Origin of the sequence: Vagococcus entomophilus (assembly GCF_003987595.1) — a bacterium.
Taxonomy (GTDB): domain Bacteria; phylum Bacillota; class Bacilli; order Lactobacillales; family Vagococcaceae; genus Vagococcus_E; species Vagococcus_E entomophilus.
This window is the reverse complement of the sequence record NZ_NGJZ01000003.1, coordinates 107933-132588: the sequence shown is the minus strand read 5'-3', so window position 1 is coordinate 132588 and position 24656 is coordinate 107933. Positions and strand designations below refer to the sequence as shown.

Here is a 24656-nt window from a genome sequence, read left to right as displayed (position 1 = left end):
GTGCTATAGAGTTAATAAATAATAGAGAGATTGTTTAAAAAAGTGAGGTGTAGCAGTATGGAAATGGAGCATATTAATGAGAACACTATCCGTGTTTTGATTGAGAATGAAGATTTAGCGGAGCGTGGCATTACTTTTTTGGATTTGTTAGGTAATCATAAACAAATTGAGAGCTTTTTCTACAGTATCTTAGAAGAGGTGGATGTAGAGGAACAATTTCAAGAAACAGATGCGATTACGTTCCAAGTGCTACCCAACCGAGATGGATTAGAGTTATTTATTAGTAAGAATAACAGCACAAGTGAAGGTATGAATCTCACAGAGCTTTCTGAGGGGATGAATTCAGATGAGCTAACGGAATTTGTGAAAAGTCAAATGATGAAAGAAGCAACCGAAGATTCCACTGAAGAGCATGAAGATACCATCGAAAAAAAATATACGGAAGAAGTTTTTCGTTTAGCTAGTTTTGAAGAAATGGTCCAATTAGCCAAAGAAGTCTATCTTGAAAATGTTCAAACGAATTTGTACGAAATGAACAACGAATACTTCTTACAGGTAACATTCTTTACTGATGAGCTTTCAGAAGAAGCAATTCAAGATGCGAAGGCGCAACTACTGGAGTTTTCAAGAAAAACAAAGACCACACCAGAGATTTTATCTGAGTATGGACAGTTGCTTATGAGACAAACGGCACTTGAACTAACAAGACATTATTTCAAATAGCGCAATATTCAGTTAGAAACCACATCAGAAGTCACATTCCTAGTGTGGTTTTTAGCGTTGCGCTTAAAAAAGGATGTAGAGCACAGAAACATTCTGTGCTCTACATCCTTTTTATGGAGATTCTAGTGCGTGTCTTTAGGTACACCGATGAGGTAATCGTCCTCTTTCATAGCTTCTACACTGCCTAGTAAATAACCATTTCCCACTTGAGAGAAGAAGTCATGATTACTGGTCCCCGTTGAAATACCGTTCATCACGATGGGATTGACATCATTTGCAGTATCAGGAAAGAGGGGATTCAACCCTAAATTCATTAAAGCCTTGTTAGCGTTATATCTTAAGAAGGTTTTGACTTCCTCAGTCCAACCAAGGTCATCATATAAAAGTTCGGTGTATTTCTCTTCATTTTCATAGAGTTCATATAAAAGGGTATACATCCAGTCTTCCATTTTTTCTTGTTCTTCTTGAGATAATTCATTAAAACCTAGCTGGAATTTATAGCCGATATAGGTTCCGTGTACGGATTCATCGCGAATAATTAGCTTGATGATCTCAGCCACATTGGGTAACTTATTATTGCCCAAGTAGTAAAGTGGGGTATAAAAACCAGAATAAAATAAGAATGTTTCCAAGAATACACTGGCCACTTTTTTCTCTAAAGCAGTACCGGTTTTATAAATTTCATTGACAATTTTGGCTTTTTTTTGTAAATATTCATTGGTATTTGTCCATGCGAATATTTCATCAATCTCAGCTTTAGTATTCAGAGTACTGAAAATGGAAGAATAACTTTTAGCATGAACTGATTCCATAAATTGAATGTTGTTTAAAACAGCCTCTTCATGCGGCGTACGAGCATCATAACGAATGGCTTCTACCCCATTTTCAGATTGGATAGTATCTAAAAGAGTTAACCCTCCAAAGACTAGCCCAACCGTTTTCTTTTCTAAATCAGACAATTTTCTCCAGTCGTCTAAGTCGTTAGACAAAGGGATACGTGTATCTAACCAAAACTGTTCGGTTAGCTTTTCCCAGGTTGATTTATCAATGACATCTTCTAAGGCATTCCAGTTGATTGCCTCATAATACGTATTATTCACTTTTTCTCCTCCTATTCCTTCTTAAATAACACAGCTTTCACAGGCATTACTACCAATTTCTTCTGCATCGTCTGTAAACGTACGTACATAATAGATTGATTTTATTCCTTGATGGAACGCATAATGACGCAAGATATTTAAATCGCGTGTCGTTTGCTTGGTGGTTGAGTCTTTCCACTCATACAAGCCCTCAGGAATCTCTGAACGTAAGAACAAAGTTAAACTCATTCCTTGATCCACATGCTTTTGTGCAGTTGCGTAAACATCAATTACTTTACGCATATCCATGTCATAAGCAGACGTATAATATTTGAGTGTATCGTTTGACAAACTTGGCGCAGGATAATAAATTTTTCCAATTTTCTTTTCTTGACGTTCTTCAATGAGACGTGTAATTGGATGAATGCTTGCACTTGTATCGTTAATATAGGAAATAGAGCCATTTGGCGCCACAGCTAAACGATTTTGATGGTAAAGTCCATCTTTTTTTACGGCATCTTTTAGAGCTTGCCAATCGCTTGCAGAAGGTAAGAAGATATCTTTAAAAATGTCTTTTACTTTTTCAGTTTTTGGTAATACCACTTGATTGATATAACGATCAAAGTAATTTCCAGATGCATAATCCGATTTTTCAAAATTATGAAAGACTTCTTTTCTTTCTTTTGCAATCGCATGACTTTCCACTAAAGTCCAGTAATTTAATAGCATGAAGTAGATATCTGTAAAGTCCAAGGATTCTTCTGAACCATATTCCATTTGATTTTTAGCAAAGAATGTATGTAAGCCCATCGCTCCAAGACCGATTGTATGGTTGAGACGATTGCCGTTTTGAATTGAAGGAACGACTTCAATTTCAGAAGCATCGGTGACGAAAGTTAATGCACGAGTCATTGTGCGGACTGATTTACCAAAGTCAGGGCTGCTCATTAAATTGACAATATTCGTTGAACCAAGGTTGCAACTAATATCGGTACCTAGGACTTCATATTCTTGCCGATTGTTGATTAACGAGGGCTCTTGTATTTGCAAAATTTCGGAGCAAAGATTGCTCATAATGATTTTTCCGTCCACAGGATTTTGTCGATTGGCGCTATCAATATTGATAATATACGGGTACCCAGACTCTTGTTGTAATTTACTAATCTCATTTTCAAGTTCACGTGCATTGATTTTGACTTTACGAATGTTAGGGTTTTGAACCAGACGATCGTACTCTTTTGTAATATCAAGATATGAAAACGGAATACCGTATTCTCGTTCCACACTGTAAGGGCTAAAGAGATACATTTCTTCATTTTTACGAGTTAATTCATAAAACTTATCTGGAATAACAACGCCTAATGAGAGTGTTTTTACGCGAATTTTCTCATCTGCATTTTCTTTTTTAGCAGATAAGAAGGCTAAAATATCTGGATGGAAAACATTCAGATAAACCACACCAGCTCCTTGGCGCTGCCCTAGTTGATTACTGTAGCTAAAGCTATCTTCAAAAAGCTTCATGACTGGAACGACACCACTTGCTGCACCATCAAAGCCTTTGATAGGAGCTCCAGCTTCTCTTAGGTTAGCAAGAGAAATTCCAACACCGCCGCCAATACGCGATAATTGAAGGGCGCTATTGATTGAGCGGCCGATACTATTCATGTCATCTGTTACTTGTAGTAAGAAACAAGAAACTAACTCACCACGACGTTTTCTACCAGCATTTAAAAAGGAAGGAGTCGCAGGTTGATAACGTTGATGAATCATTTCGTCTGCTAGTGCTAGGGCTAATTCCTCATTTCCATCTGCAAAGTAAAGCGCATTGAACGCCACACGGTCTTCATAGCTTTCCAAATACTTCGTGCCTTCATTGTTTTTTAAGGCATATTGGTTATAAAATTTATATGCAGCCATAAAAGACTTAAACTCAAAATGTTGTTCATCTAAAAATTGATACAAAGAAGCAATGAATGTCATAGAATATTTGCTTAAAAATTCTTCTTCTAAGAAATCATGCTGGATTAAATAATTTATTTTTTCTTCAATAGAAGGAAATGTTTTAGTGTTTGGAACCACATTCTCTTTGAAAAAAGCTGCTAAGGCTTCTTTATCTTTTTGAAGTGGAATTTGGTCATCGATGGGACGATTGATCTCGTTATTTAGCTTAAAATAGCTAACATCTGTCAGGTCTTTTAACGTCAATTTCACTCACTACTTTCTTAAATTTTTTTACATCTTCTATTGTACCACTAAACTCGAAAGAATAGAGTAACGGCACGCCATATTTTTTTGCTAGATTTTTAGCCGTATAGACAAAAAGAGGACCAAAGTTCAAGTTTCCTGATCCAGCAATTCCGATTAAAAATTTTTGATTTTGCTTATAATCAACAAAATCGTCCACTACTTCTGTGACATCTTCATCATAAGTAGGGACGACTAAAATAAACGGTTCAGTTATTTCGTGAAAAGGATTGTCAGGAAGAATTTCCATGCTGGAAAATTCTGTTTTACTGACAAAGCGTCTAGTTTGTCCGGTGAGAGAAAAAAAGACAAGCTTCATATTAAACTGCCAAAGTACGTAATTGATCGGGTCTAAATCCAACAATTGTCATCTGTGTTTCTTTTGCTGTAACAATCGGAACACTTCTAAATCCTTGTTCTTTTAACCAATCAATATATTGTGGTTCATTATCGATATTTTTTTCTTCGAATGCGACATTTTTGTCTGCTAAAAAGCGTTTGGTCATTTTGCATTGTGGGCAATTGTTTTTTGTATATAAAGTAATAGTTTGCATGATTTTGTCCTCCTAAACTTTCATCTCTTGTAGTTAATAGTATATACGTTGTACTGGAAAAGTCAATATCAAAACACTATATATTGTGATATATATACTTGGTAGGTACTACGAATTGTAGGTGAGGCCTTTGGATAAGAGACAAGGCAAGCTTTCATTTCGTATTTTCAAAATCAAAAATAACAGTTGCAGTTTTTTGTGTGCAGCATGTATTTTTAAATCTTGTAGTGCATCAAGAGGAAGAGACAGACAAAAAAATACCACAATAAGTAGCACAACATATAGTAGAAGAAAGACAGCTAAACAATGAGCATATTTTGAAAACTTCATTGACTTCTTATAAAAGTAGGCGTAAATTATATAGTGAGAACGATTATCATTTATGGATTGTGCTAATTGACAAATGAGGTGATGGATTGATTCCACTAAATCAAACGGAAACTGGGAAAGCATATTTTTTTGCAGGGGTAAGAGATAAAAGTATTTCTGAAAAACATTTGGCTAATTTGGGGCTTGTGAAAGGTGCCAAAGTTCAAATATCTTCGGGGAATAGTCGTGATAGTTACATTATTCAGGTACATCAAGCACGTTTAGCCATTACGAAAGAGCTGAGTGAGCAATTATTTTTTGAAGAAAATTATGAAAACAAGCAGGAAAATTATTTATCATTAGATCAATTGAAAATTGGTTCGCATGCAGAGGTTACGAAAGTACTTGGAAGAGGCGCAGTAAAAAGACGTTTGATGGACATGGGGGTAACCAGAGGGGTTTCCTTATTTATTAGAAATGTAGCACCTCTAGGGGATCCAATCGATATTAAGCTTCGGGGTTACGAACTTAGCCTAAGAAAAGATGAAGCCAAGTGTATCTTGGTAAGAGAATTGGAAGGGTAAGCAGAATGGAAAATGTAACAATTGCCTTAACTGGAAATCCAAATAGCGGAAAAACAAGCGTCTTTAATGAGTTGACAGGAGCCAATCAGTATGTGGGAAATTGGCCGGGGGTTACGGTAGAAAAAAAAGAAGGACGATTAAAAAAAGAAAAAGCTGTTTTTATCCAAGATTTACCAGGAATCTATTCTTTATCACCGTATTCACCAGAAGAAGTAGTGACGCGAGAATACTTGTTAAATGATTCACCAGATGCCATTTTAAATGTGGTGGATGCTACCAATTTGGAGCGAAATTTATATTTGACCACGCAACTTTTAGAATTAGGGGTTCCCGTTGTGATTGCCCTAAACATGATTGATTTGGTAAAAAAACAAGGGGATGTATTAAATACAGAGAAACTAGCGTACGGATTAGGCGTTCCTGTTGTGGCAACGAGTGCACTAAAGCACCGTGGCATAGATCAGGTGATAAACTTGACGGTTGAAAAGGCTCAAAAAAGAGAGACACCTGTGTTTCCTAGATATGATGATCGCTTAGAAGCAGCGCTTGTGCAAATTGAAGAAATAATTGCTGGGAAAGTACCCGATACACAAATTCGGTGGTTTTCTATCAAACTATTTGAGCGAGAAACTAGCGTCCAACAGTTGGTTTCCTTAACCGAGCAAGAGGATGATACAATAGAAGAAATTATTTTGATTACGGAAAAAATTTTTGGAGATGACAGTGAGAGTATTGTTGTCAATGAGCGGTATGATTGGCTTGAAAAGATGATTGCCCTTGCACAAATTGAACATCAAGAATCACACCGGATAGTGAGTGATCGGATTGATAAAGTTGTCACAAATAGGTGGCTAGCACTCCCGATTTTTGCCTTTGTAATGTGGCTTGTTTACTATCTATCAATTCAGACAATTGGGACAATGGGAACCGATTATTTAAATGATGTTGTATTTGGTGATTATGTTCCGAATATGGCCCAAGCTTTTTTAAGTTCACTACACGTTGCAGAGTGGCTCCAATCACTGATTTTAAATGGAATCATTGCAGGGGTGGGAGCAGTCCTAGGTTTTGTGCCACAATTGGCTGTGCTTTTCTTGTGTTTAGCTTTTTTAGAGGATTGTGGCTATATGTCGCGGATTGCGTTTGTGATGGATCGCTTCTTTAGAAAATTTGGACTTTCAGGTAAGTCGTTTATTCCCATGCTTGTCGCGACAGGTTGTGGTGTCCCAGGTGTGATGGCGAGTCGTACAATTGAAAATGAGAAAGATCGACGAATGACGGTCATGGTGACTACTTTTATGCCATGCTCAGCTAAGTTGCCAATTATTGCGCTAATTTCAGGCGCATTTTTCCCAAAAAATAGTTGGGTGGCGCCTTCTGCTTATTTTGTAGGGATTGGTGCAATTGTGATCTCTGGAATTATGTTAAAGAAAACAAAATTATTTTCAGGGGATCCAGCTCCATTTATCATGGAATTACCTTCGTATCATCTACCGAATCTTAAAGGAATCTTGATCCAGACTTGGGATCGGACCAAATCTTTTGTAAAAAAAGCTGGCAGCATCATCTTTGTGTGCAGTATCCTAATTTGGTTTACTTCTAGTTATAATTTTCAGTTGCAAAGTGTTTCTGAGAATCATAGTATTTTAGCAAGTTTCGGAAATTTATTTGCCTTTTTGTTTGCACCATTAGGCTGGGGAAACTGGCGAGCAACAGTTGCGACAATTACAGGTTTAGTAGCGAAAGAAAATGTTGTGAATACATTTGGAATTTTATATGGTGGGATGAAAGAAGTTTCTGAAAATGGAAACGAAATCTGGCCATTATTACAAAAATCCTTTACTCCGTTATCAGGCTATTCATTCCTGTTGTTTAATTTATTATGCGCACCCTGCTTTGCTGCAATTGGTGCGATTCATAGAGAGCTAGTAATGTGGAAGTGGACATTGATTGCGGTTGGCTACCAATGCGGGTTAGCCTATGTTGTCAGCTTTGTGGCCTATCAACTAGGTCATTGGCTTGTTGAAAATGGTATTTTTGGAGTAGGTCAGGTAAGCGCATGTTTATGTATTGCTTTTATTATCTATGCACTTGTAAGAAAACCAAAAAGAGTTAAGTCTTTGTCCATACAGAATTTATCGACAACGTCAGAATAGGAGGGAAAGTATGGCTACTTGGGTGGTTGCAGGGATTATTTTTGGAACGGCAGGCTATATTATCTATAATACCTATATCAAAAAAGGTAGCAAGGGAAGCTGTGGCTGTTCTGATTGTAAGTGTGAGATCAGAGAAAAGAGAACCAAAGTAAAAAAATAACCCTTTTTTATTCAAAATTTTTATGAATTTTATAATTTTTGAATCTAACATTTGCTATTTCGTTCAAACTTAGTGATAATAAACTTGAAATTAGGGGAGTAGCGACAGACCTTTCGATGGAAAGAGCTGATTTTGAATCAACAACGTCAAGTGGTCGAAAGTCCACTGGTTCAAAAATGAAATTGCAAGACCTAAGTAACTCGTCTATTTTGACGATCTTACTTAGGTCGTTTTTTTCTACTACCTGATTTAAGAATAAAATGTGGATTGTGTAAAGGGGGAATAAAGTGTGGCTGAAAAGACCGGACAGATGGATAAGAAAAAGTTGAGCATGGCAGGACTTTTAGTTGCTATGGGAGTCGTTTATGGAGATATTGGAACAAGTCCTTTGTATGTAATGAAGGCGATTTTAATCGGGAATGGTGGACTTGCAGGCATCTCCAAAGAATTTATTTTAGGAGTTGTTTCTTTAATATTTTGGACGTTAACGCTCTTGACCACTGTTAAGTATGTAATGATTGCTTTAAATGCGGATAACAAAGGGGAAGGAGGTATCTTTTCTTTATATACACTTGTAAAAAGACAAGGAAAATATCTACTGATTCCTGCAATGATAGGTGGTGCAGCCTTACTTGCTGATGGGGTTTTGACCCCTGCTGTTACCGTTACAACAGCGATTGAGGGCTTAAAAGATATTCCTCTTTACACTGATTTTTTTGGCAACAAGCAGAGTGTTACAGTAGCGATTACACTCATAATTATTTTAGTGCTCTTTTTAGTCCAACGTTTAGGAACTGATGTTGTAGGGAAAGCCTTTGGACCTGTGATGCTTCTATGGTTTACTTTTTTAGGTTTGACGGGTTTGATGAATTTTAGTCAAGATTGGTCTATGATTCGAGCGCTTAATCCGTATTACGCCATTCATTTGTTAGTAAGCCCACAAAATAAAATGGGACTGTTTATCTTGGGCAGTATCTTCTTGGCCACTACAGGGGCAGAAGCACTGTACTCAGATTTAGGACATGTAGGCAAACAAAATATTCGTTTTAGCTGGCCGTATGTAAAAATCTGTCTAGTATTGAACTACTTAGGACAAGCGGCTTGGCTAATGTCTGTCAAAGATAATCCTATTTATCAAAAAATGACGAACTTTAATCCTTTTTTCCAAATGTTACCAAATGCTTGGATGTTTGTCGGGGTATTATTTGCCACAATTGCCGCAATTATTGCTTCGCAGGCTTTAATATCAGGCTCGTTTACATTGATTTCAGAAGCTATTCAATTGAAGTTGTTGCCTAAGTTGCGCATCATTTACCCAGGGTCTAGCCGAGGACAAATGTATATTCCAGCTGCTAATTTTTGGTTATGGTTATTATGCTCTGTGATAGTTCTTGGCTTTCGTTCTTCTGAAAAAATGGAAGCTGCCTATGGCCTATCGATTACGGTTACCATGCTCATGACGACAGCACTCTTATTCTTTTACCTCAAGCAAAGAAAAACACCGTTACTTTTGGCTGGGGGGATAACAGCATTTTTCGCCGCAATTGAAAGTATTTTCTTTATCTCAAGTGCAGCCAAATTTTTCCACGGAGGCTATGTCGCAGCAAGTATTGCGGTGATAATCATTGCCGTGATGTTTGTTTGGCAAAAAGGGAATGATATTCAAAAAAGGGAGCAGCTCTCCGTACGTTTGAAAGATTATAAACCGCAATTGATTGAATTAAAAGAAGACCAAGAAATCCCTAAGTTCCAAACCAATGTGGTGTATTTAATTTCTCATGAACAAGAGGATTATGTCGAACAACAAGTGATGTACTCAATACTTGATAAGCAACCAAAACGTGCGGACTTGTATTGGTTTGTGCATGTAGAGGTAACGGATGAACCTTACACGCGAGAATATGAAATTGATATGCTTGATAGCGATTGTATCGTGAAAGTGACTCTTTATTTAGGGTTTAGAGTCCGCCAAAGTATTAATCTGTATTTACGTCAAATTGTTAAAGAACTAATGAATTCTGGCAGGATTAAGCCCCAGCCACAAAAATATTCGATTACGCCTGGAAGAGACGTTGGGGATTTTAAATTTGTCTTGATTGAAGAAGAACTATCCAATGTAACAGCACTCCATAAATTTGATAAATATATCATGCAGACAAAGCTTGCGATAAAAAAATATGCCACTTCTCCAATCGAATGGTTTGGCTTAGAATACAGTGAAACCACTATGGAGAAGGTCCCTCTGATCATTGGGGCAACTCGATATAGTAAATTAAGCGAGCGAAAATAATTTCTGAGAAAAATAGAAACAGAAAAAGTCGAAATCATAGACTTTTTCTGTTTTTTCCTTAAAAATCAATTGATAAAAGTAAAATTTGATGTTAAAATACTCTTTGTGATACTTTTAATGTTTGGGCCGTTAGCTCAGTTGGTAGAGCAGCTGACTCTTAATCAGCGGGTCGCGGGTTCGAACCCCTCACGGCCCATTGGGTGCCAAACCCACGAGAATGGTATTCTGTCGGCGTCTTTGGACGTTTAGAAGATGGAATACGCATTCTCTTTTTTATTTTTAAAGCAAGAATGGCGGAAAAATGGTAAAAAAAGAAAAAATAGCTGGGATTTTTTGAGAAGGATTATTTTTTATTGGTTGGATGTAACGTAAGAGTGGATTCTTTATAAAAAGTTTCAATTTCTAAGCTAGGTTGTTTCCAAGTTTCTTTTACTACAGGATTGTTGAGCGCTAAATCTAAAAAAAGCGCATCTTTGTCTTTGGGAGACAATTTTTTTTACTTTTGAAGTCATCAATATAGACGATAGTAGCTAAGATATATCCTGCAATTAATTCGCTTTTTTCCTCGTTAAGACAAATCAAGTATTGCTGTTTTAGTTTGTTAAGCGTGAGGCGTTGGATCGTTTCTAGTAACTCAAGATCAAACTTTTGAGAACTAATGAGTTTTTTGGCTTGTGAAAAAGAAAAAAACCATCTGCGGTTTGAAAAGGTGTAGAAAGCTTTTCAAAAGTCAAACAATTGAAATAATCTTCCCATAATTGTGCAATCCCAAACTCTAACAAATCAAATTTATCTAAGAAAAGACGGTAAAAAGTTGAACGATGAATCTTTGAGGCGGCACATATTTGATTGATTGTTACTGTTTTAAATGGATGATTAGCAAGTAGTAAAGTTTGTGTGTCAAGCCAGACAGACTGTTTTGTGTGATTCATCAATTTTTCCCTCCAAAGTCAAGAGACAAATTCAATCTTTGTCTCTTTTATTCAGTTTAGAGCTTGATATAATAATTGTCAAAGAGGTGGGAGGCGTTTTATGGACGAGAGAAAAGTAATAGTATACATAGCAGTGAGTTTGGATGGTTATATTGCGAAAGAAGATGGATCAATTGATTGGTTGGATCCAGAAATAGTAGAAGAGGATACGACTTATGAAGACTTCTATCGAGATATTGACACTGTGATATTGGGGAGAACTACTTATGATCAAATTGTAACAGAGCTCTCTCCAGGGCAATATCCGTATGAAAAGTGTGAGTCTTTTGTCCTAACTTCAAGAGACAATATTTCACAAGAGGAACACATTCATTTTGTGCATCAACCTGTAACCAAATTAGTGAAACAGTTAAAAGCTAAGAAAGGGAAAAATATTTGGATAGTTGGTGGAAATTCTCTGATTGATCCGCTAGTCAGTGAAAATCTAATTGATGAGTATATCCTTGCAGTTGTACCGATTATTATAGGCAAAGGGATTCCTTTGTTTCATCAAATTAAACGCGAAGCGCATCTAAAACCTGTTTGTTCTTATACTAAAAATGACTTAACGTATTTGTTTTTTAAGAAACAAGAAGATTGAATGTATCGGCAGGGTCAAAGCTAACAATAAGAAAAAAAGACAGGCAATAAAACAAGTGTACCGTTTTATTGCCTGTCTTTTGGTTTTAGATAAAAATTTTAAGGATAAAATTTACTCTACTACAAATTGTTTATTGGTAACGAGCGCTTTTGCATTTTGGCGTAGTCGAATAGAATGGGTCCCGGATTTTTCTACCCGGATAGATAGTTGCTTGGTACAAGAACCAGTACTATCTGTGCGCAGACTGAATTTTTGTGAGTAGCCCGCGCTTGTGGGCCAAGTTCCATTTTCTGATTGGACAAAACCGACTTGTACTCCTGTTTGATCATATACGCCTATATCAAAGTTGGGAAGAGTGGTATTTGGCTTAAAACCGTTTAATTGGATAGTTACCGTGGTTGCTTCTTGTGATGGAATCTTTTCGGGCCAATTTAATTGATAACTTTTTTCTGTGTTGGTAGGAGCAGTTGTACTACTTGTATCAGAAGAGGGAGTGCTAGAATCTGAAGAAGATGAATTGCTACTTGAACTGGAATCACCGGTAGTTGCTGTTGTACCATATCCGTATGATCCATAAGCGAAAGTAGCTGGATTCCACCATTTATAGCTAGCTTTTGAAGTGGACCAAGGCTCGCTTTGAGGTTCAGTTGATTTTTCAGGGGCTTCGTTAGCCGCTAAAATAGTTTTACTAGATAAAGAAATGTTTTTTTCAGTAAAAGTTTTATAGGATTCATTTTGAGAAAGCCAGTTTGCTAAATTGAGTAATAATGTTTTGTCACTGACTTCTGAAAAACCATTGTAGGTATTTTTTTTTGCACCGGTTTCTTCATTTTTATATTTAGGTGATGCATCTTCAACTGCAGAGGAATCTCCGATAAACGCAGCTTTTCCTAGCCCTTTCTTTGCAATTGCAACATAGGCTCCCTCAGCAATCCCACCCCCATTATAAACACCTTGATCTACGGCATGCGACCATTTATTGGCACTAGTTAGACCAGAAGGTAAGTAGACTAGTCCTTTAGCAACGGAGGGATTGGTAATGGCAAGGGTACTTCCTGCGTGTAAAGCAACGCTTGATACGCCATCTAATAGACCAAACGTATTATCTAATAGTTGATTGCCAGCATGTTCGACATTATCTAAGGCGTTATAGCGAAAACGAACGCCAAAAGTATTCGCTAGCCAATCACTACTGACAACTCCTTGCATAGCAGAAGAATTTTTTTCTTCAGCAGTCATTCCTTTTGCTGGATCGTTATATGCACCGCGTCTGTAACCGTTGAATACCTCGGAGGCATCCCAGCGATTTTTATTGCGGTCTGCGTTATAGTGATCAGCAATATAGAAAACAGCGCCTCCTTGCTCAACATAATCAGAGATGGCCTTTTGTTCACTTTCTTTATAAGGAATATTTGCTTCTGGAATCACAAAAACACTGTAACTTTTTAAGTCTTCGAGAGTGATGGGAGTTGCTTTTCTTAGCTCTTTAACATAAAATCCGTCTTGTGCCAAAGCATTGGCAAAGTCAGAAAAACCACCATCAATTACCCAATCAGCGGCACCAGCAGTTTGAGCATGTGTGTTGTCAAACAAAATCTTCTTGTTCTTATTGGTTGTGTTGGCTGGTTGGATGCTAGGGGCAGGTGTAGTGTTGTTTTCCGCATGAACGAGTGTGGGGTAGTTACTGACTCCGATACCTAAAAGCAGAGTGGAAAGCAAAACAAATTGACTCATTTTTTTCATTTTCAAGACTCCTTTTTTCTTTTTTACCACGCAAAGTTAACCGTAAACATCAATTTGATATTTATAGCGTTATTGTAACGCTTAATTGTAAACTTTAAAACAATTTTATTTTATTTCGTTGTTAATTTTTTAAGTTATATAAAAAAGATGTGACACAAAAGAAGGCTTTTCTTTTGCGTCACATCTGAAATCGGGGTATAGCTTCGCTGTAAAACTCTTTTTTATGCTTTAAGAGATTTCATGACTTTTTAGACTATTCACTTAGCTGTCTAGAAAGTTCATCTTTGATTTGAACTTTTTCTTTTTCTAAGCGTTCAATACTTTCCTTAAATTGAGGCAAGTATTTTTTGTGGGCTAAAAGGAGTTCATCCAGTATTTTTCTAGCGGTGTCGCCTGAACGAACCATTGGATTGATGGTGAATGCTTGTAGTGCAGTACCGTAATTGCCTGTGACTGCCGCTTCAATCGTAACAAGCTCCATATTTTTCATGACTTGTAGCCATCCGCGCTCAGCAGCAGGTAGCTTTCCAAAAGCAATCGCTCGTGCACCTTGTGCACCTAAATAGGCAGAAACCTCTACGACACAATCACTAGGCAGGTCTGGAACGGCGCCATTATTTTTAGTTGAAACCACAATATGAGTATTTTTATTAGCATGGATCGAGGCAATGGTTTCACAAGCCGCGTCAGAATAATGCGCACCGCCGCGTTTTGCTAATTGTTCTGGCTTGTGGTCTAAGTGTGGATCGCGATATAAATCAAAAAGTTCGGTCTCGGTTTGCTTAACTTGTTGTGCTCGTGTTCCAATCGTTTTGTATTCTTCTAGCGCATAGGCCAACATTTCTTCTTCTCTATAGTAGTAGCGGTGATATCCACACGGAATCATGTTCATTTGTTTTAGTTGTTCTTTGTAAAAGGGAATATCATGAATATTTGTTGGCAGTCCCGCATCCCCTTCGTACATCTTGTTGATAATTTCTAAGGTAACATCTTTGCCGTGTTTATCTGCTACCTTATGCCAATGAAAATGATTGAGCCCAGCAAATTTGTAAATCAAATCCTCAGTTTTAACGCCTAGTAACTCTGGTTCTACCATCATGGCCATGACTGGGACATTACATAGTCCGACTACTTTGTCCCATTTTCCGTAGCGAATCACTGCCTCGGTAACCATACCACTTGGGTTGGTAAAGTTGACTAGCCAAGCATCCGGACACAGACGCTTCATATCTTCAACAATATCTAAGATAACAGGGATAGTCCGGAAAGCTTTGAACATCCCACCGGCCCCGTTTGTTTCTTGCCCAAGCATTCCGTAGTAAGCAGGGATGCGTTCGTCTTTGATCCTAGCTTCTAAGAGGCCAACCCGAAATTGAGTCGTGACAAAATCGGCATCTTTAAGTGCTTTTTGACGGTCGAGTGTCAGATGAATTTTGACATCATATGGTGAAGCATCCCACATTCGTTGGGCCATTTTCCCGACTATCTCTAATTTTTCTTTGCCATCTTCAATATCCACCAGCCAAATTTCACGAATGGGTAATTCCTCATAACGTTTAATGAATCCTTCCATTAGTTCTGGGGTATAACTACTTCCCCCACCGATGGTCACAATCTTAACGCCTTTATTCATAGTATTTCCTCCTTATTGTGAATTGGTTACAAGTTCATTATCAGCTCGTTTTTAGCTAAAAACAATCTGTTGCTTTGAAGAAGATTAAATGTTTACAAGAAAGTGGGTGTTTCACCATTCAATTTGTAAAAATGATTTACAAATAACTTTAGATAGCGTTTTCATTGCTGCTTAAAATAGGTTATACTAAAAATAAAGAGGAGGGGATGAGATGTTAATTGCAGAAAAATTGCAAAAAATGTCTTTATCACATGCAGAAAAAATGATTTCTGAGTATATGTTGCAGCACCCAGAGCTACTAGAAAAATCAACGATGAAGCAGATTGCCCGTGTAACGTATACGCATCCATCTAGTATGATTCGTCTAGCTAAAAAAATTGGCTTTTCTGGTTGGGTGGGCTTAAGAGATGCTTATTTGGATGAGAATAAGTATCTTCACGCCCAGTTCAAAGAAGTAAATGCCAACCTTCCATTTCATCAAAATGATAGCATCCAAGCAATTGCTCAAAAAATCGCTGTCCTAGAACAAACAACGATTGCCGATACACTCTCTTTGTTGCACCATGATCAACTGCAACAAGCAAAAGAAATGTTGCTAAGTGCCGAGACAATCAAGATTTTTACCAGCAGTGCAAATGCCTTAATGGTTCAAGATTTTGTTTTGAAGATGAACCGAATTAAGCAAAGAGTTACGATTTGTACCATCCATACTGAACATATCTACGAAGCGTTTAATAGTGATTCAACAACATGCGCAGTGGTTCTTTCCTATACTGGGGATACAAAAATTGTTCGTGGAACGCTTGAGGTCCTTAAGAAAAAAAACGTTCCGATTATTGGAGTGACAAGCATTGGCTCGAATCTTTTATCTGAAAATGCGGATTGTGTTTTAAATTTAACAACAAGAGAGCGACTCTATTCCAAAATCGGTACCTTCTCGATTAACACCTCAATTGCGTATCTTTTCGATGTACTTTATTCTTGTGTATTTGCGGCGTTTTATACACAAAACTTACGTCATTTGATTGAGATAGGGAGACATGCTGATAATCGCACCAGTAGTTTGGAAATTATGCGAGAAAATTTTGATAAGCCGTAAATCAACTTTTTGATAAAAAATAGCGCTGACGCACAAGAAGATAAAAAATTCTTGTGCGTCAGCGAATATTTTATTAGGAATCATTTGTTTGGTGAAAACGATAAAATTAGTTGGGATGTTTGTTAAGCAGTTGTTCCTTTAATTAGTTGGATAGGTAGTGTATAAAGGTCGTCAAGCTGTTGCTCTTTATTTTTGATTCGTTTGCACAAAAGCTCAATTAGTAGAGTAGCACAGTCATCAATTGGTTGGGCAACAGTTGTTAGAGCAGGAAAAGATTCTCTAACAAATTGTGTGCCGTCATATCCAATTACTTTTAGCTGTTCAGGAACTTTGATGCCTAATTTTTGTGCTTCTTGCAATGTTAAAATGGCTGTGAAATCATCTGTACAAAAAATTCCATCTAACTCTTCTGTTTGGAGCGCTTTTTGAATATCTAACCCCTTTAATCTAGCGGAGTAACGACTGCTAATTCGAAAGGTAAAAGGAGTGAGAGCAGCTTCTTTCATTCGGTGCAAATAGCCATTTAACCGCTGATTAGTGGGAGAGTTTGAGTTATTAGCACCTGTAAAAATCGCGATTTTTTTACAGCCATCTTCTAGGAGCGTTTGAGCAGCGAGGTAGCCACCTTGGAAATTATCGCCGCTGACAATTGGGATTCCCACTGCTAAAAAACGATCAAAGGAAACAATGGGGAGTTCAAAATTTTCGTATTCATCAATGCCTAAATTATGAGATCCAGCAATAATACCATCTACTTTATTGGCACCCAGCATGCGCAAATACTCGCGTTCTTTTTCTTTGTTATTGGCGCTATTGCACAAAATTACCTTATAACCTTTTTCAAACAGCTTTGTTTCTAGTGATTCAACTAGTTCTGCAAAAAATGGAACCCGCATAGTAGGAAAGACAAGCCCGACTAATTGCGTGTTTTTTCCTTGTAAAGAACGTGCCAAGGAATTCGGCTGATAATTTAACTCTTTAATCGCTTGTTGTACTTTATCGATTGTTTTTTGACTAAGATAACCGTAATTATTGATTACACGAGAAACAGTTGTCGCAGAGACCCCTGCTTTTTTTGCAACATCCGTTAGTTTTACTACCATCATTTCTCATCCTTTAGTTATGAATTGCAGTATCAAGTGCCCAAATTTTTCCCGTATAAGAAGTTTGTTTTTCTCCAGAAATGAAAAGATTCGTTTGGTTTTCATTAGGGAAAACACGGGAAGTTAAAACACGATAGCCTTCATTTATATAGATTTCTACAACAGAATGATCGACAAAAACGTTTAATTTTAAGTCCGTATTTTTGGGAATAGTTGCGGTTCTAATAGAGGAGTATTCTGTTGCAAAGACTGCACCTACTTTGCTTCTATCAACAGTGATTGTTCCTGTACTTGTATCAAAAGAAAGTGTCAACCCGCTGGTATGATTCTCATCTGCTAAAAGTGTAAGAGTCCCAGATTCATTTTTGGAAATAGTCAATTCTAACTCATAAGCATTTGAATGATTTTCTGCTAATAAGGTGGTGGAGCTGTTTAAGTTTCCTGTAAGAGAGCGTTCGTTTTTTCTTAGGCTTATCGTTTCTTTAACAGGATACTGATAAAGATGGCCGTCTTTAAGCGATAGTTCTTTGACAAGACTGAGGCAGTGAGCCCAGCCTTCTGTATCGGTTGGATAAGCTATTTCTGGCAGACCAATCCAGCTGACACAAAGTGCACGACCGTCAGGAGCATTAATCGCTTGAGTAGCATACACATCAAAGCCTTCATCTAAATGAATTAAGTCAGAAGCATCTTCAATCGTTACGGTTTGTGGATTGAAAGCTGAACCAGTAATATAAGTATTTGGATAGATATTGTTGTAATCAAGGACTTTTTTATCCAAGCCTTGCGGACAAAAAATCAAGACAGGCTGATTATTGACAAAGATAATGTTGGGGCACTCTACCATAAAGCCCATTTGCTCAGGTGTATACTGAAGTTGACCTAAAAAGGACCAATCGGTTAAGTTCTGAGAAGAATAGAGCACAATTTGTCCGTTGTTATCTGTATCTTGAGCGCCAATAGTGGCATAGTAGTGCCCATCATACGCAAAGACTTGGGGATCACGGAAATCCTGCGTGTAGCCTACAGGAGGCGCTGGAATTAAAGGCTGATCTATTTTTGTCATCGTATTGTCGCTGTTCATCCAAGCCCCGTTTTGGTACGCATGTCTATTCCAGTCTTTATCACGCACATTTCCAGTGTACATTAGAAACAACTTATCATCGACTGGAAAAGCAGAGCCAGAATACACGCCGTGACTATCATATTCGGTATCAGGGAGTAGTGCTAAGCCTTCGTAGCTCCAGTGGATTAAGTCGTCTGAAATCATATGGGCCCAAGATTTTACTCCGTGGACCGGTCCCATGGGATATGCTTGATAAAACATATGCCATTGCTTGTTGAAATAAGAGAAACCATTTGGATCATTTAGCAACCCGCTTTGAGGTTGGATATGATAGGATAGCTTCCATTTGGATTGGTTTAAGTTTTCAATTAGTTTTTGGATATAGGTAGGATCCCACTCTTGGTAGTTTTTATAGCGTAATGCAGTGGTCCATTCTTTGATTAAGTCTGACATAAAAATCTCCTCTCATGAAAGTGTTTTCTCAAGTAATAGATTACGCTATAGCCTAAAATATGTCAAACGATTAACACAAATATTTTCATATTCTAATCATTATTTTTAATTTTTAATTTTTTTAGTGTCAAACGTTTGACATATTTATAATTTATTGTATGATAGTCTCTGTGAAAACGATTTTAAAAGGAGGAAAAAGTAATGAATCATAAACAAGTGGCTGCTGATATAAATAAGGCTTTAGGAAAAGATAATCTTCAAGCAGCAGCACATTGCGCAACGCGGCTACGCTTAGTTCTGAAAGACTCATCTAAGGTGGACCACAAAGCGTTAGACGTACACCCAGATATTAAAGGAACTTTTGAAACAAATGGGCAATTCCAAATTATTGTTGGGCCTGGGGATGTTAATAAGGTTTACGACGAGCTCGTTTCAATGACAGGGGTAAAAGAGACTTCGGCAGAAGATTTGAAAGCCGTTGCAAATCAGGATAAAAAAGTAAATCCATTAATGGCTTTTATTAAAGTATTATCAGACATTTTTGTGCCAGTTTTACCAGCTCTTGTTGCAGGTGGTTTGTTGATGGCGTTAAACAATTTGCTTACGGCGCAACATTTATTTGGGGCACAATCTATTGTTCAAAACTTCCCAGCGATTAAAGGGATTGCCTCTATGGTCAACTTAATGGCGTCTGCACCATTTGCTTTCTTGCCAATCTTGATTGGTTTTTCTGCGACAAAACGATTTGGTGGGAATGGCTATCTAGGTGCAGCAATGGGGATGGTAATGGTCATGCCAACGCTTGTTAATGGTTATGATGTTGCCAATGCGGTTGCGAATCATACCATGAATTATTGGCATGTTTTTGGACTAGATGTTGCTCAAGCCGGCTATCAAGGGTCAGTTCTTCCTGTATTAGCGGTTGCGTATATCTTGGCGACACTTGAGAAATTTTTCCATAAACATATTCCACAAGCATTTGATTTCACCTTTACACCAATGCTAGCTCTTATTATTACAGGATTTTTGACGTTCCTTATTGTGGGACCTGTGATGCGTACCCTTAGTGATGGATTAACGAATGGCTTAGTTTGGTTGTATCAAACAACTGGGTTCTTTGGAACAGCCGTACTTGGAACATTCTATTCTCCAATTGTGATAACAGGGTTACACCAAAGTTTTCCAGCAATTGAAACGACCCTACTTGCCAATGTTGCCAAAACAGGTGGATCATTTATATTCCCGATTGCAGCAATTGCGAATATTGCCCAAGCAGGAGCTTGTTTTGCAGTATTCTTTTTGACAAAAAATGAAAAACAAAAAGGCTTAGCGACTTCAGCAGGGATTTCTTCTTTACTAGGAATCACAGAACCCGCTATCTTTGGGGTAAACTTGAAGTTAAAATTCCCATTTGTATGTGCAATGATTGCATCTGGAATTGCAAGTGCTCTAATTGGTTTGTTCCATATTTTAGCAGTGGCTATGGGTTCAGCAGGTATTATTGGCTTTATCTCAATTGCAGCAAAATCCATTCCACTATTTTTACTAGCGATTATTATTAGTTTTGTGTTAGCATTCTTGTTTACTTTCATTTATGGAAAAAACAAAATGGAAGATGACTCAGAAGTAGTGACGAGCGAAACAACAGTAGAAGTCGATGAAGATCCAGAAACAACGACTGTTTCAGGTCCGAAAGACGAAATAATTTTCGCACCTGCAGCGGGAGAAGTGGTTGCTTTAAGCCAAGTCAATGATCAAGTTTTCTCCGCAGAAATCATGGGAAAAGGTGCTGCAATTAAACCTTCTAAAGGCGAGTTGTACGCTCCAGCTGATGGAGAAATAACAGTGCTTTATGATTCAAAACATGCATATGGAATTCAAACCAATGATGGAGCAGAAATTTTACTACATATTGGAATTGATACTGTAAATATGCAAGGTGAAGGCTTTGAAACAATGGTGAAACAAGGACAAAAAGTCAAAAAAGGCGAATTGTTGGGTACCTTTGATATTCAAAAAATTGAAGAAAAATACGATTCTACTTTGATGGTGATTATCACTAATACATTAATGTACGGCGATGTTGCAACGATTACAACTGGCGAGGTTAAAGCAACAGAGCAACTCCTAGCTTTAACGGCCCAAACTCAAAGTACGAATTAATCAGAAAAATTTTTGAGATGAAAAACCTTTAGAAATAGCTGAGATTGCTATTTCTAAAGGTTTTTTTATTCTTTAAAATAAAAAATATCATTGCTTTTTATAAATAAAAATGCTACATTATTAGTTACTGTTTTTTCATGAAAAATCATAAAAAAGCTTGAATGACCAAAGAAAACAAAGAAGAGAGTGGGGAAAAGATGGGAATTATTTTAACGCATATAAAGAACTACAAAAAAGAAGTCATTATATCACTGATTGCGGTTGTTTTAATGGTTTGTGCCTCCTTGTGGCAGCCTAAATTACTCCAGCAAGTGCTTGAGGCGATTATCAAAGAAGATAATAAAAAAATGGGACAAATTGGCATATACTTGATTGGATTAGCCCTCATGGGACTAATAGCAGGTGTCATCAATACCATTTTTGCAGCGAAAGTGGCACAAGGGATTAGTGCAGATATTCGGGAGGCTGCTTTTCGTAAAATTCAAACTTTTTCATTTGGGAATATTGAACAATTTTCATCAGGAAATTTAGTCGTCCGTCTGACAAATGATATCAACCAAATTCAAAATGTGGTCATGATTACCTTGCAGTCTTTGTTTAGAATCCCCATTTTATTTATTGGTAGTTTTATCCTAGCGATGTACACACTCCCTCAACTTTGGTGGATAATTGTAGTGTTAGTCCTTGTAATTTTACTAATTACGATGCTTTCTTTTACGCGGATGGGCAAACATTTTATGATAATTCAAAAGTTAATTGATCGAACAAATAATATTGCAAAAGAAAATCTTCTTGGCATTCGGGTGGTGAAATCGTTTGTACAAGAAAAAAATGAGTTGACTCGTTTTGAAAAAGTGAGTACCAAATTAACCGAGCATAATATAACAGTTGGTGTTCTTTTTTCTGTGATGATTCCTGCATTTATGCTGGCTGCGAACTTGGCAGTTGTAGGCGCTATTTTTTTTGTTGGAAATCTTGTAAAAGACGATCCAGCGGTGATTGGAAGTGTTGCTTCGTTTATCAACTATTTGGTCCAAATCATGATGGCTATTATTATCGGTGGTATGCTAATGATGATGACTTCAAGAGCTGCAGTTTCAATTAAGCGGCTCAATGAAATTATGACTACCGAGCCAGATATTATGTATCCAGATGTTCCTACTGAAAAATTAGCGGGAAGTGTATCGTTTGAGCATGTCTCTTTCCGGTATCCGGGGGACGAAGAAAATACCCTAACGGATCTTTCCTTTGAGATTGAACCAGGAGAAATGATTGGGATTGTTGGAGCAACGGGGGCTGGAAAATCAACGCTTGCACAGTTGATTCCAAGACTGTTTGATCCTACTGAAGGAGTCGTAAAGGTTGGTGGGAAAGATATTAAGCGTGTTAATGAAAAGAGCTTACGAGAAGCGGTTTCCTTTGTTCTTCAAAAAGCCATCTTATTTTCCGGAACGATTGCCCAAAATCTCCGCCATGGTAAAAGAAATGCAACAGATCATGAGATGGAACGGGCAACCAAGATTGCGCAAGCTCAGGAGTTTATCAGTAAACTACCACTCGGGTACGAAGCACCGGTTGCAGAAAGAAGTAATAACTTTTCTGGAGGACAAAAACAACGCTTGTCTATTTCTCGAGGCGTGATTGGACACCCTAGCGTCTTAATTTTAGATGATAGTACGAGTGCACTAGATGCACGCTCTGAACGCTTGGTTCGAGAAGCTTTGAATGACCAATTATCCGGGACGACTACGATTATTATTGCGCAAAAGATTTCGTCAATTATTAAAGCAAATAGAATTTTAGTGTTAGACAAAGGAAAACTTGTTGGTTGTGGGAGTCACGAAGAGCTTTTACGCGAAAATGAGATTTATCAAGAGATTTATGAGACGCAAAAAGGGACGGAGGAAGAAGTATGACAGATTTAATTAAAGCAAGTAAGTTTTTCTATCACTATTTAAAGCGATATAAATTTTCGTTTTTCTTAATTTTTGTGACAATCTTTCTTTCTACCTACCTTCAAGTAAAGGCACCGCAATATATGGGAGAAGCCTTTCAAGAGCTAGCAAATTATGTCGCTGGTCTAATGAAAGGAGTAGATGATAAAAGCAAATTTTTACATGTCTTGGGCTTGTTATTAATTTTTTATGTACTTGCGAGTGCGGGAAACTTTATTTACAATATTTTATTCACTCAAGTTGTAGGTAAAGCAACTAACCGGATGCGTTTAGGGTTGTTTAGCAAATTAGAAAAATTGACGATTCGTTTTTTTGATTCACATCAAGATGGAGAAATTCTTAGTCGATTTACGAGTGATTTAGATAATATCCAAAATAGTCTCAACCAAGCCTTATTGCAGTTTATGACAAACGTGGCGATGATTGTGGGAATTTTGATTATGATGTTTAAGCAAAATGTTATGCTTGCTTGGGTAACGATTGCTTCAACACCAGTTGCGATTATTATTGCAGCTTTTGTGATCAGCAAAGCACGTAAATATGTAGACAAGCAACAGGATGAGCTTGGAAAATTAAATGGCTATATAGATGAAAAAATCAGTGGACAACGCGTGATTATTACAAATGGACTACAAGAAGAAACGATTGATGGGTTTATCGAACACAATGAAGTCGTACGTCAAGCAACTTTTAAAGGTCAGGTTTACTCAGGGTTACTGTTTCCGATGATGCAAGGAATGTCACTTGTTAATACTGCAATTGTGATTTTCTTTGGTGGCTGGATGGCGTTAAATGGTGATTTAGAAAAATCTGTTGCTCTTGGTTTAGTCGTGACATTCGTTCAGTACTCTCAACAATATTACCAACCAATTATGCAGATTTCCTCTGGATACAACATGATTCAATTGGCTGTAACGGGTGCGAGAAGGCTAAATGAAATGTTTGATGAACCAGAAGAAATTAAACCTCAAAATGCCAAAAAAATCAGCGGAATTGAGCAATCAGTTGAGTTATCTCATGTGAATTTTGGCTATTCAAAAGAGACACCAATCTTAAAAGATGTTTCCATCAAAGTAGCAAAAGGTGAGATGGTCGCACTGGTTGGTCCGACTGGCTCAGGAAAGACAACTATTATGAATTTGCTGAATCGTTTTTATGACGTAAGTGATGGGGCGGTACTTTTCGACGGGGAAGATATTCGAACTTTGGATTTGGATAGTGTGAGACAGCATGTTGGAATTGTACTTCAAGAGTCAGTACTATTTTCTGGAACCATTCGAGAAAACATTGTTTTTGGGCGACCAGATGCAACGGATGAGGAAGTCGTTGCGGCTGCAAAGCAGGCAAATATTCACGATTTTATTATCGGATTAGAAGATGGATATGAAACCAAAATTTCCGAAGAAAACAATATCTTTAGTACAGGACAAAAACAGTTGATAAGCATTGCACGTACGATTATTACAAGTCCTGCATTGCTGATACTTGACGAGGCAACTAGTAATGTTGATACGGTTACAGAGGCAAAAATACAACAGGCAATGGATGAAGCGATTAAAGGTCGAACAAGCTTTGTCATTGCGCACAGACTTAAAACAATTTTGACAGCAGATCGAATCGTTGTGTTAAAAGATGGGGAAGTGATTGAAGAAGGCAGCCATCACGAACTCCTTCAAGCGCGAGGCTTTTATGCAGAATTGTATCATAACCAATTTGTCTTTGAATAATAGCAGTAGCTTGGGACTCAGTTTTTGAGATGTTCCAGGCTAC

The 24656-nt window shown here is 37.5% G+C and carries 19 protein-coding genes and 1 tRNA gene; 11 read left to right on the top strand and 9 right to left on the bottom strand.

The features are described 5' to 3' along the window. Positions 1 to 57: 57 nt before the first annotated feature. Complete coding sequence (locus CBF30_RS09600) at positions 58 to 723, top strand: adaptor protein MecA (protein WP_126825896.1); 666 nt, start codon at positions 58 to 60, stop codon at positions 721 to 723. Positions 724 to 845: 122 nt separating this feature from the next. Here the strand turns inward: CBF30_RS09600 and nrdF are convergent, their stop codons facing one another. From nrdF to nrdH, 4 genes are read right to left on the bottom strand one after another with little or no spacing between them, the layout of a single operon-like run. Continuing rightward, the gene (nrdF, locus tag CBF30_RS09595; protein WP_126825893.1) at positions 846 to 1823 is read right to left on the bottom strand and encodes a class 1b ribonucleoside-diphosphate reductase subunit beta; all 978 of its coding nucleotides are present in this window, start codon (positions 1821 to 1823) and stop codon (positions 846 to 848) included. Positions 1824 to 1844: 21 nt separating this feature from the next. Continuing rightward, on the bottom strand, positions 1845 to 4007 hold the full coding sequence (gene nrdE / locus CBF30_RS09590) for a class 1b ribonucleoside-diphosphate reductase subunit alpha (protein WP_126826382.1): 2163 nt from the start codon (positions 4005 to 4007) through the stop codon (positions 1845 to 1847). After that, positions 3979 to 4365, bottom strand: a complete 387-nt coding sequence (gene nrdI, locus CBF30_RS09585; RefSeq protein ID WP_126825890.1) for a class Ib ribonucleoside-diphosphate reductase assembly flavoprotein NrdI — start codon at positions 4363 to 4365, stop codon at positions 3979 to 3981. The genes nrdE and nrdI overlap by 29 nt, the downstream gene beginning before the upstream one ends. 1 nt (position 4366) lies before the next feature. Then, a complete protein-coding gene (gene nrdH / locus CBF30_RS09580; protein ID WP_126825887.1) occupies positions 4367 to 4600 on the bottom strand; it encodes a glutaredoxin-like protein NrdH in 234 nt (77 codons plus the stop codon). A 416-nt stretch (positions 4601 to 5016) separates the two neighbouring features. Here nrdH and CBF30_RS09575 point away from each other — a divergent pair, with 416 nt between their 5' ends. From CBF30_RS09575 to CBF30_RS09555, 5 genes are all read left to right on the top strand, one after another. Next, on the top strand, positions 5017 to 5493 hold the full coding sequence (locus tag CBF30_RS09575; RefSeq protein ID WP_126825884.1) for a FeoA family protein: 477 nt from the start codon (positions 5017 to 5019) through the stop codon (positions 5491 to 5493). Between the two features lie 5 nt (positions 5494 to 5498). After that, positions 5499 to 7649 (top strand): ferrous iron transport protein B, encoded by a 2151-nt coding sequence (feoB, locus tag CBF30_RS09570; protein WP_126825880.1) that lies wholly within the window; start codon positions 5499 to 5501, stop codon positions 7647 to 7649. 10 nt (positions 7650 to 7659) lie between these two features. Continuing rightward, complete coding sequence (locus CBF30_RS09565) at positions 7660 to 7809, top strand: FeoB-associated Cys-rich membrane protein (RefSeq protein ID WP_126825877.1); 150 nt, start codon at positions 7660 to 7662, stop codon at positions 7807 to 7809. 310 nt (positions 7810 to 8119) lie between these two features. Next, complete coding sequence (locus CBF30_RS09560; RefSeq protein ID WP_245975065.1) at positions 8120 to 10099, top strand: KUP/HAK/KT family potassium transporter; 1980 nt, start codon at positions 8120 to 8122, stop codon at positions 10097 to 10099. 123 nt (positions 10100 to 10222) lie between these two features. After that, a tRNA-Lys gene (locus CBF30_RS09555) sits at positions 10223 to 10295 on the top strand. A gap of 430 nt (positions 10296 to 10725) precedes the next feature. On the opposite strand, the gene CBF30_RS09550 is transcribed toward CBF30_RS09555, so the two are convergent. Continuing rightward, positions 10726 to 11031, bottom strand: a complete 306-nt coding sequence (locus CBF30_RS09550) for a TetR/AcrR family transcriptional regulator (RefSeq protein ID WP_126825874.1) — start codon at positions 11029 to 11031, stop codon at positions 10726 to 10728. A gap of 100 nt (positions 11032 to 11131) precedes the next feature. Between CBF30_RS09550 and CBF30_RS09545 the strand changes: the two genes are divergently transcribed. Further along, positions 11132 to 11671, top strand: a complete 540-nt coding sequence (locus tag CBF30_RS09545) for a dihydrofolate reductase family protein (protein ID WP_126825871.1) — start codon at positions 11132 to 11134, stop codon at positions 11669 to 11671. Positions 11672 to 11782: 111 nt separating this feature from the next. Here the strand turns inward: CBF30_RS09545 and CBF30_RS09540 are convergent, their stop codons facing one another. Together CBF30_RS09540 and CBF30_RS09535 are read right to left on the bottom strand one after the other, a co-directional pair. Then, a complete protein-coding gene (locus CBF30_RS09540; RefSeq protein WP_211340500.1) occupies positions 11783 to 13414 on the bottom strand; it encodes a DNA-binding protein in 1632 nt (543 codons plus the stop codon). 253 nt (positions 13415 to 13667) lie between these two features. After that, the gene (locus CBF30_RS09535; protein WP_126825864.1) at positions 13668 to 15047 is read right to left on the bottom strand and encodes a 6-phospho-beta-glucosidase; all 1380 of its coding nucleotides are present in this window, start codon (positions 15045 to 15047) and stop codon (positions 13668 to 13670) included. A 211-nt stretch (positions 15048 to 15258) separates the two neighbouring features. Here CBF30_RS09535 and CBF30_RS09530 point away from each other — a divergent pair, with 211 nt between their 5' ends. Beyond that, positions 15259 to 16146: a MurR/RpiR family transcriptional regulator gene (locus CBF30_RS09530; protein WP_126825861.1), complete on the top strand. Its 888-nt coding sequence runs from the start codon at positions 15259 to 15261 to the stop codon at positions 16144 to 16146. A gap of 122 nt (positions 16147 to 16268) precedes the next feature. On the opposite strand, the gene CBF30_RS09525 is transcribed toward CBF30_RS09530, so the two are convergent. Beyond that, positions 16269 to 17249: a LacI family DNA-binding transcriptional regulator gene (locus CBF30_RS09525; protein ID WP_126825858.1), complete on the bottom strand. Its 981-nt coding sequence runs from the start codon at positions 17247 to 17249 to the stop codon at positions 16269 to 16271. Positions 17250 to 17262: 13 nt separating this feature from the next. Next, entirely contained in the window at positions 17263 to 18768 is a 1506-nt protein-coding gene (locus tag CBF30_RS09520) for a sucrose-6-phosphate hydrolase (protein WP_126825855.1), read from the bottom strand. A 201-nt stretch (positions 18769 to 18969) separates the two neighbouring features. On the opposite strand from CBF30_RS09520, the gene CBF30_RS09515 reads away from it, so the two are divergent. The 3 genes from CBF30_RS09515 to CBF30_RS09505 all read left to right on the top strand — a co-directional run bounded on the left by CBF30_RS09515 (position 18970) and on the right by CBF30_RS09505 (position 24613). After that, a complete protein-coding gene (locus tag CBF30_RS09515) occupies positions 18970 to 20931 on the top strand; it encodes a sucrose-specific PTS transporter subunit IIBC (protein ID WP_126825852.1) in 1962 nt (653 codons plus the stop codon). Positions 20932 to 21128: 197 nt separating this feature from the next. After that, positions 21129 to 22847, top strand: coding sequence for an ABC transporter ATP-binding protein (locus CBF30_RS09510; RefSeq protein ID WP_126825849.1), 1719 nt, complete (start codon positions 21129 to 21131; stop codon positions 22845 to 22847). Then, positions 22844 to 24613, top strand: a complete 1770-nt coding sequence (locus tag CBF30_RS09505) for an ABC transporter ATP-binding protein (RefSeq protein ID WP_126825845.1) — start codon at positions 22844 to 22846, stop codon at positions 24611 to 24613. The genes CBF30_RS09510 and CBF30_RS09505 overlap by 4 nt, the downstream gene beginning before the upstream one ends. Positions 24614 to 24656 lie beyond the last annotated feature (43 nt).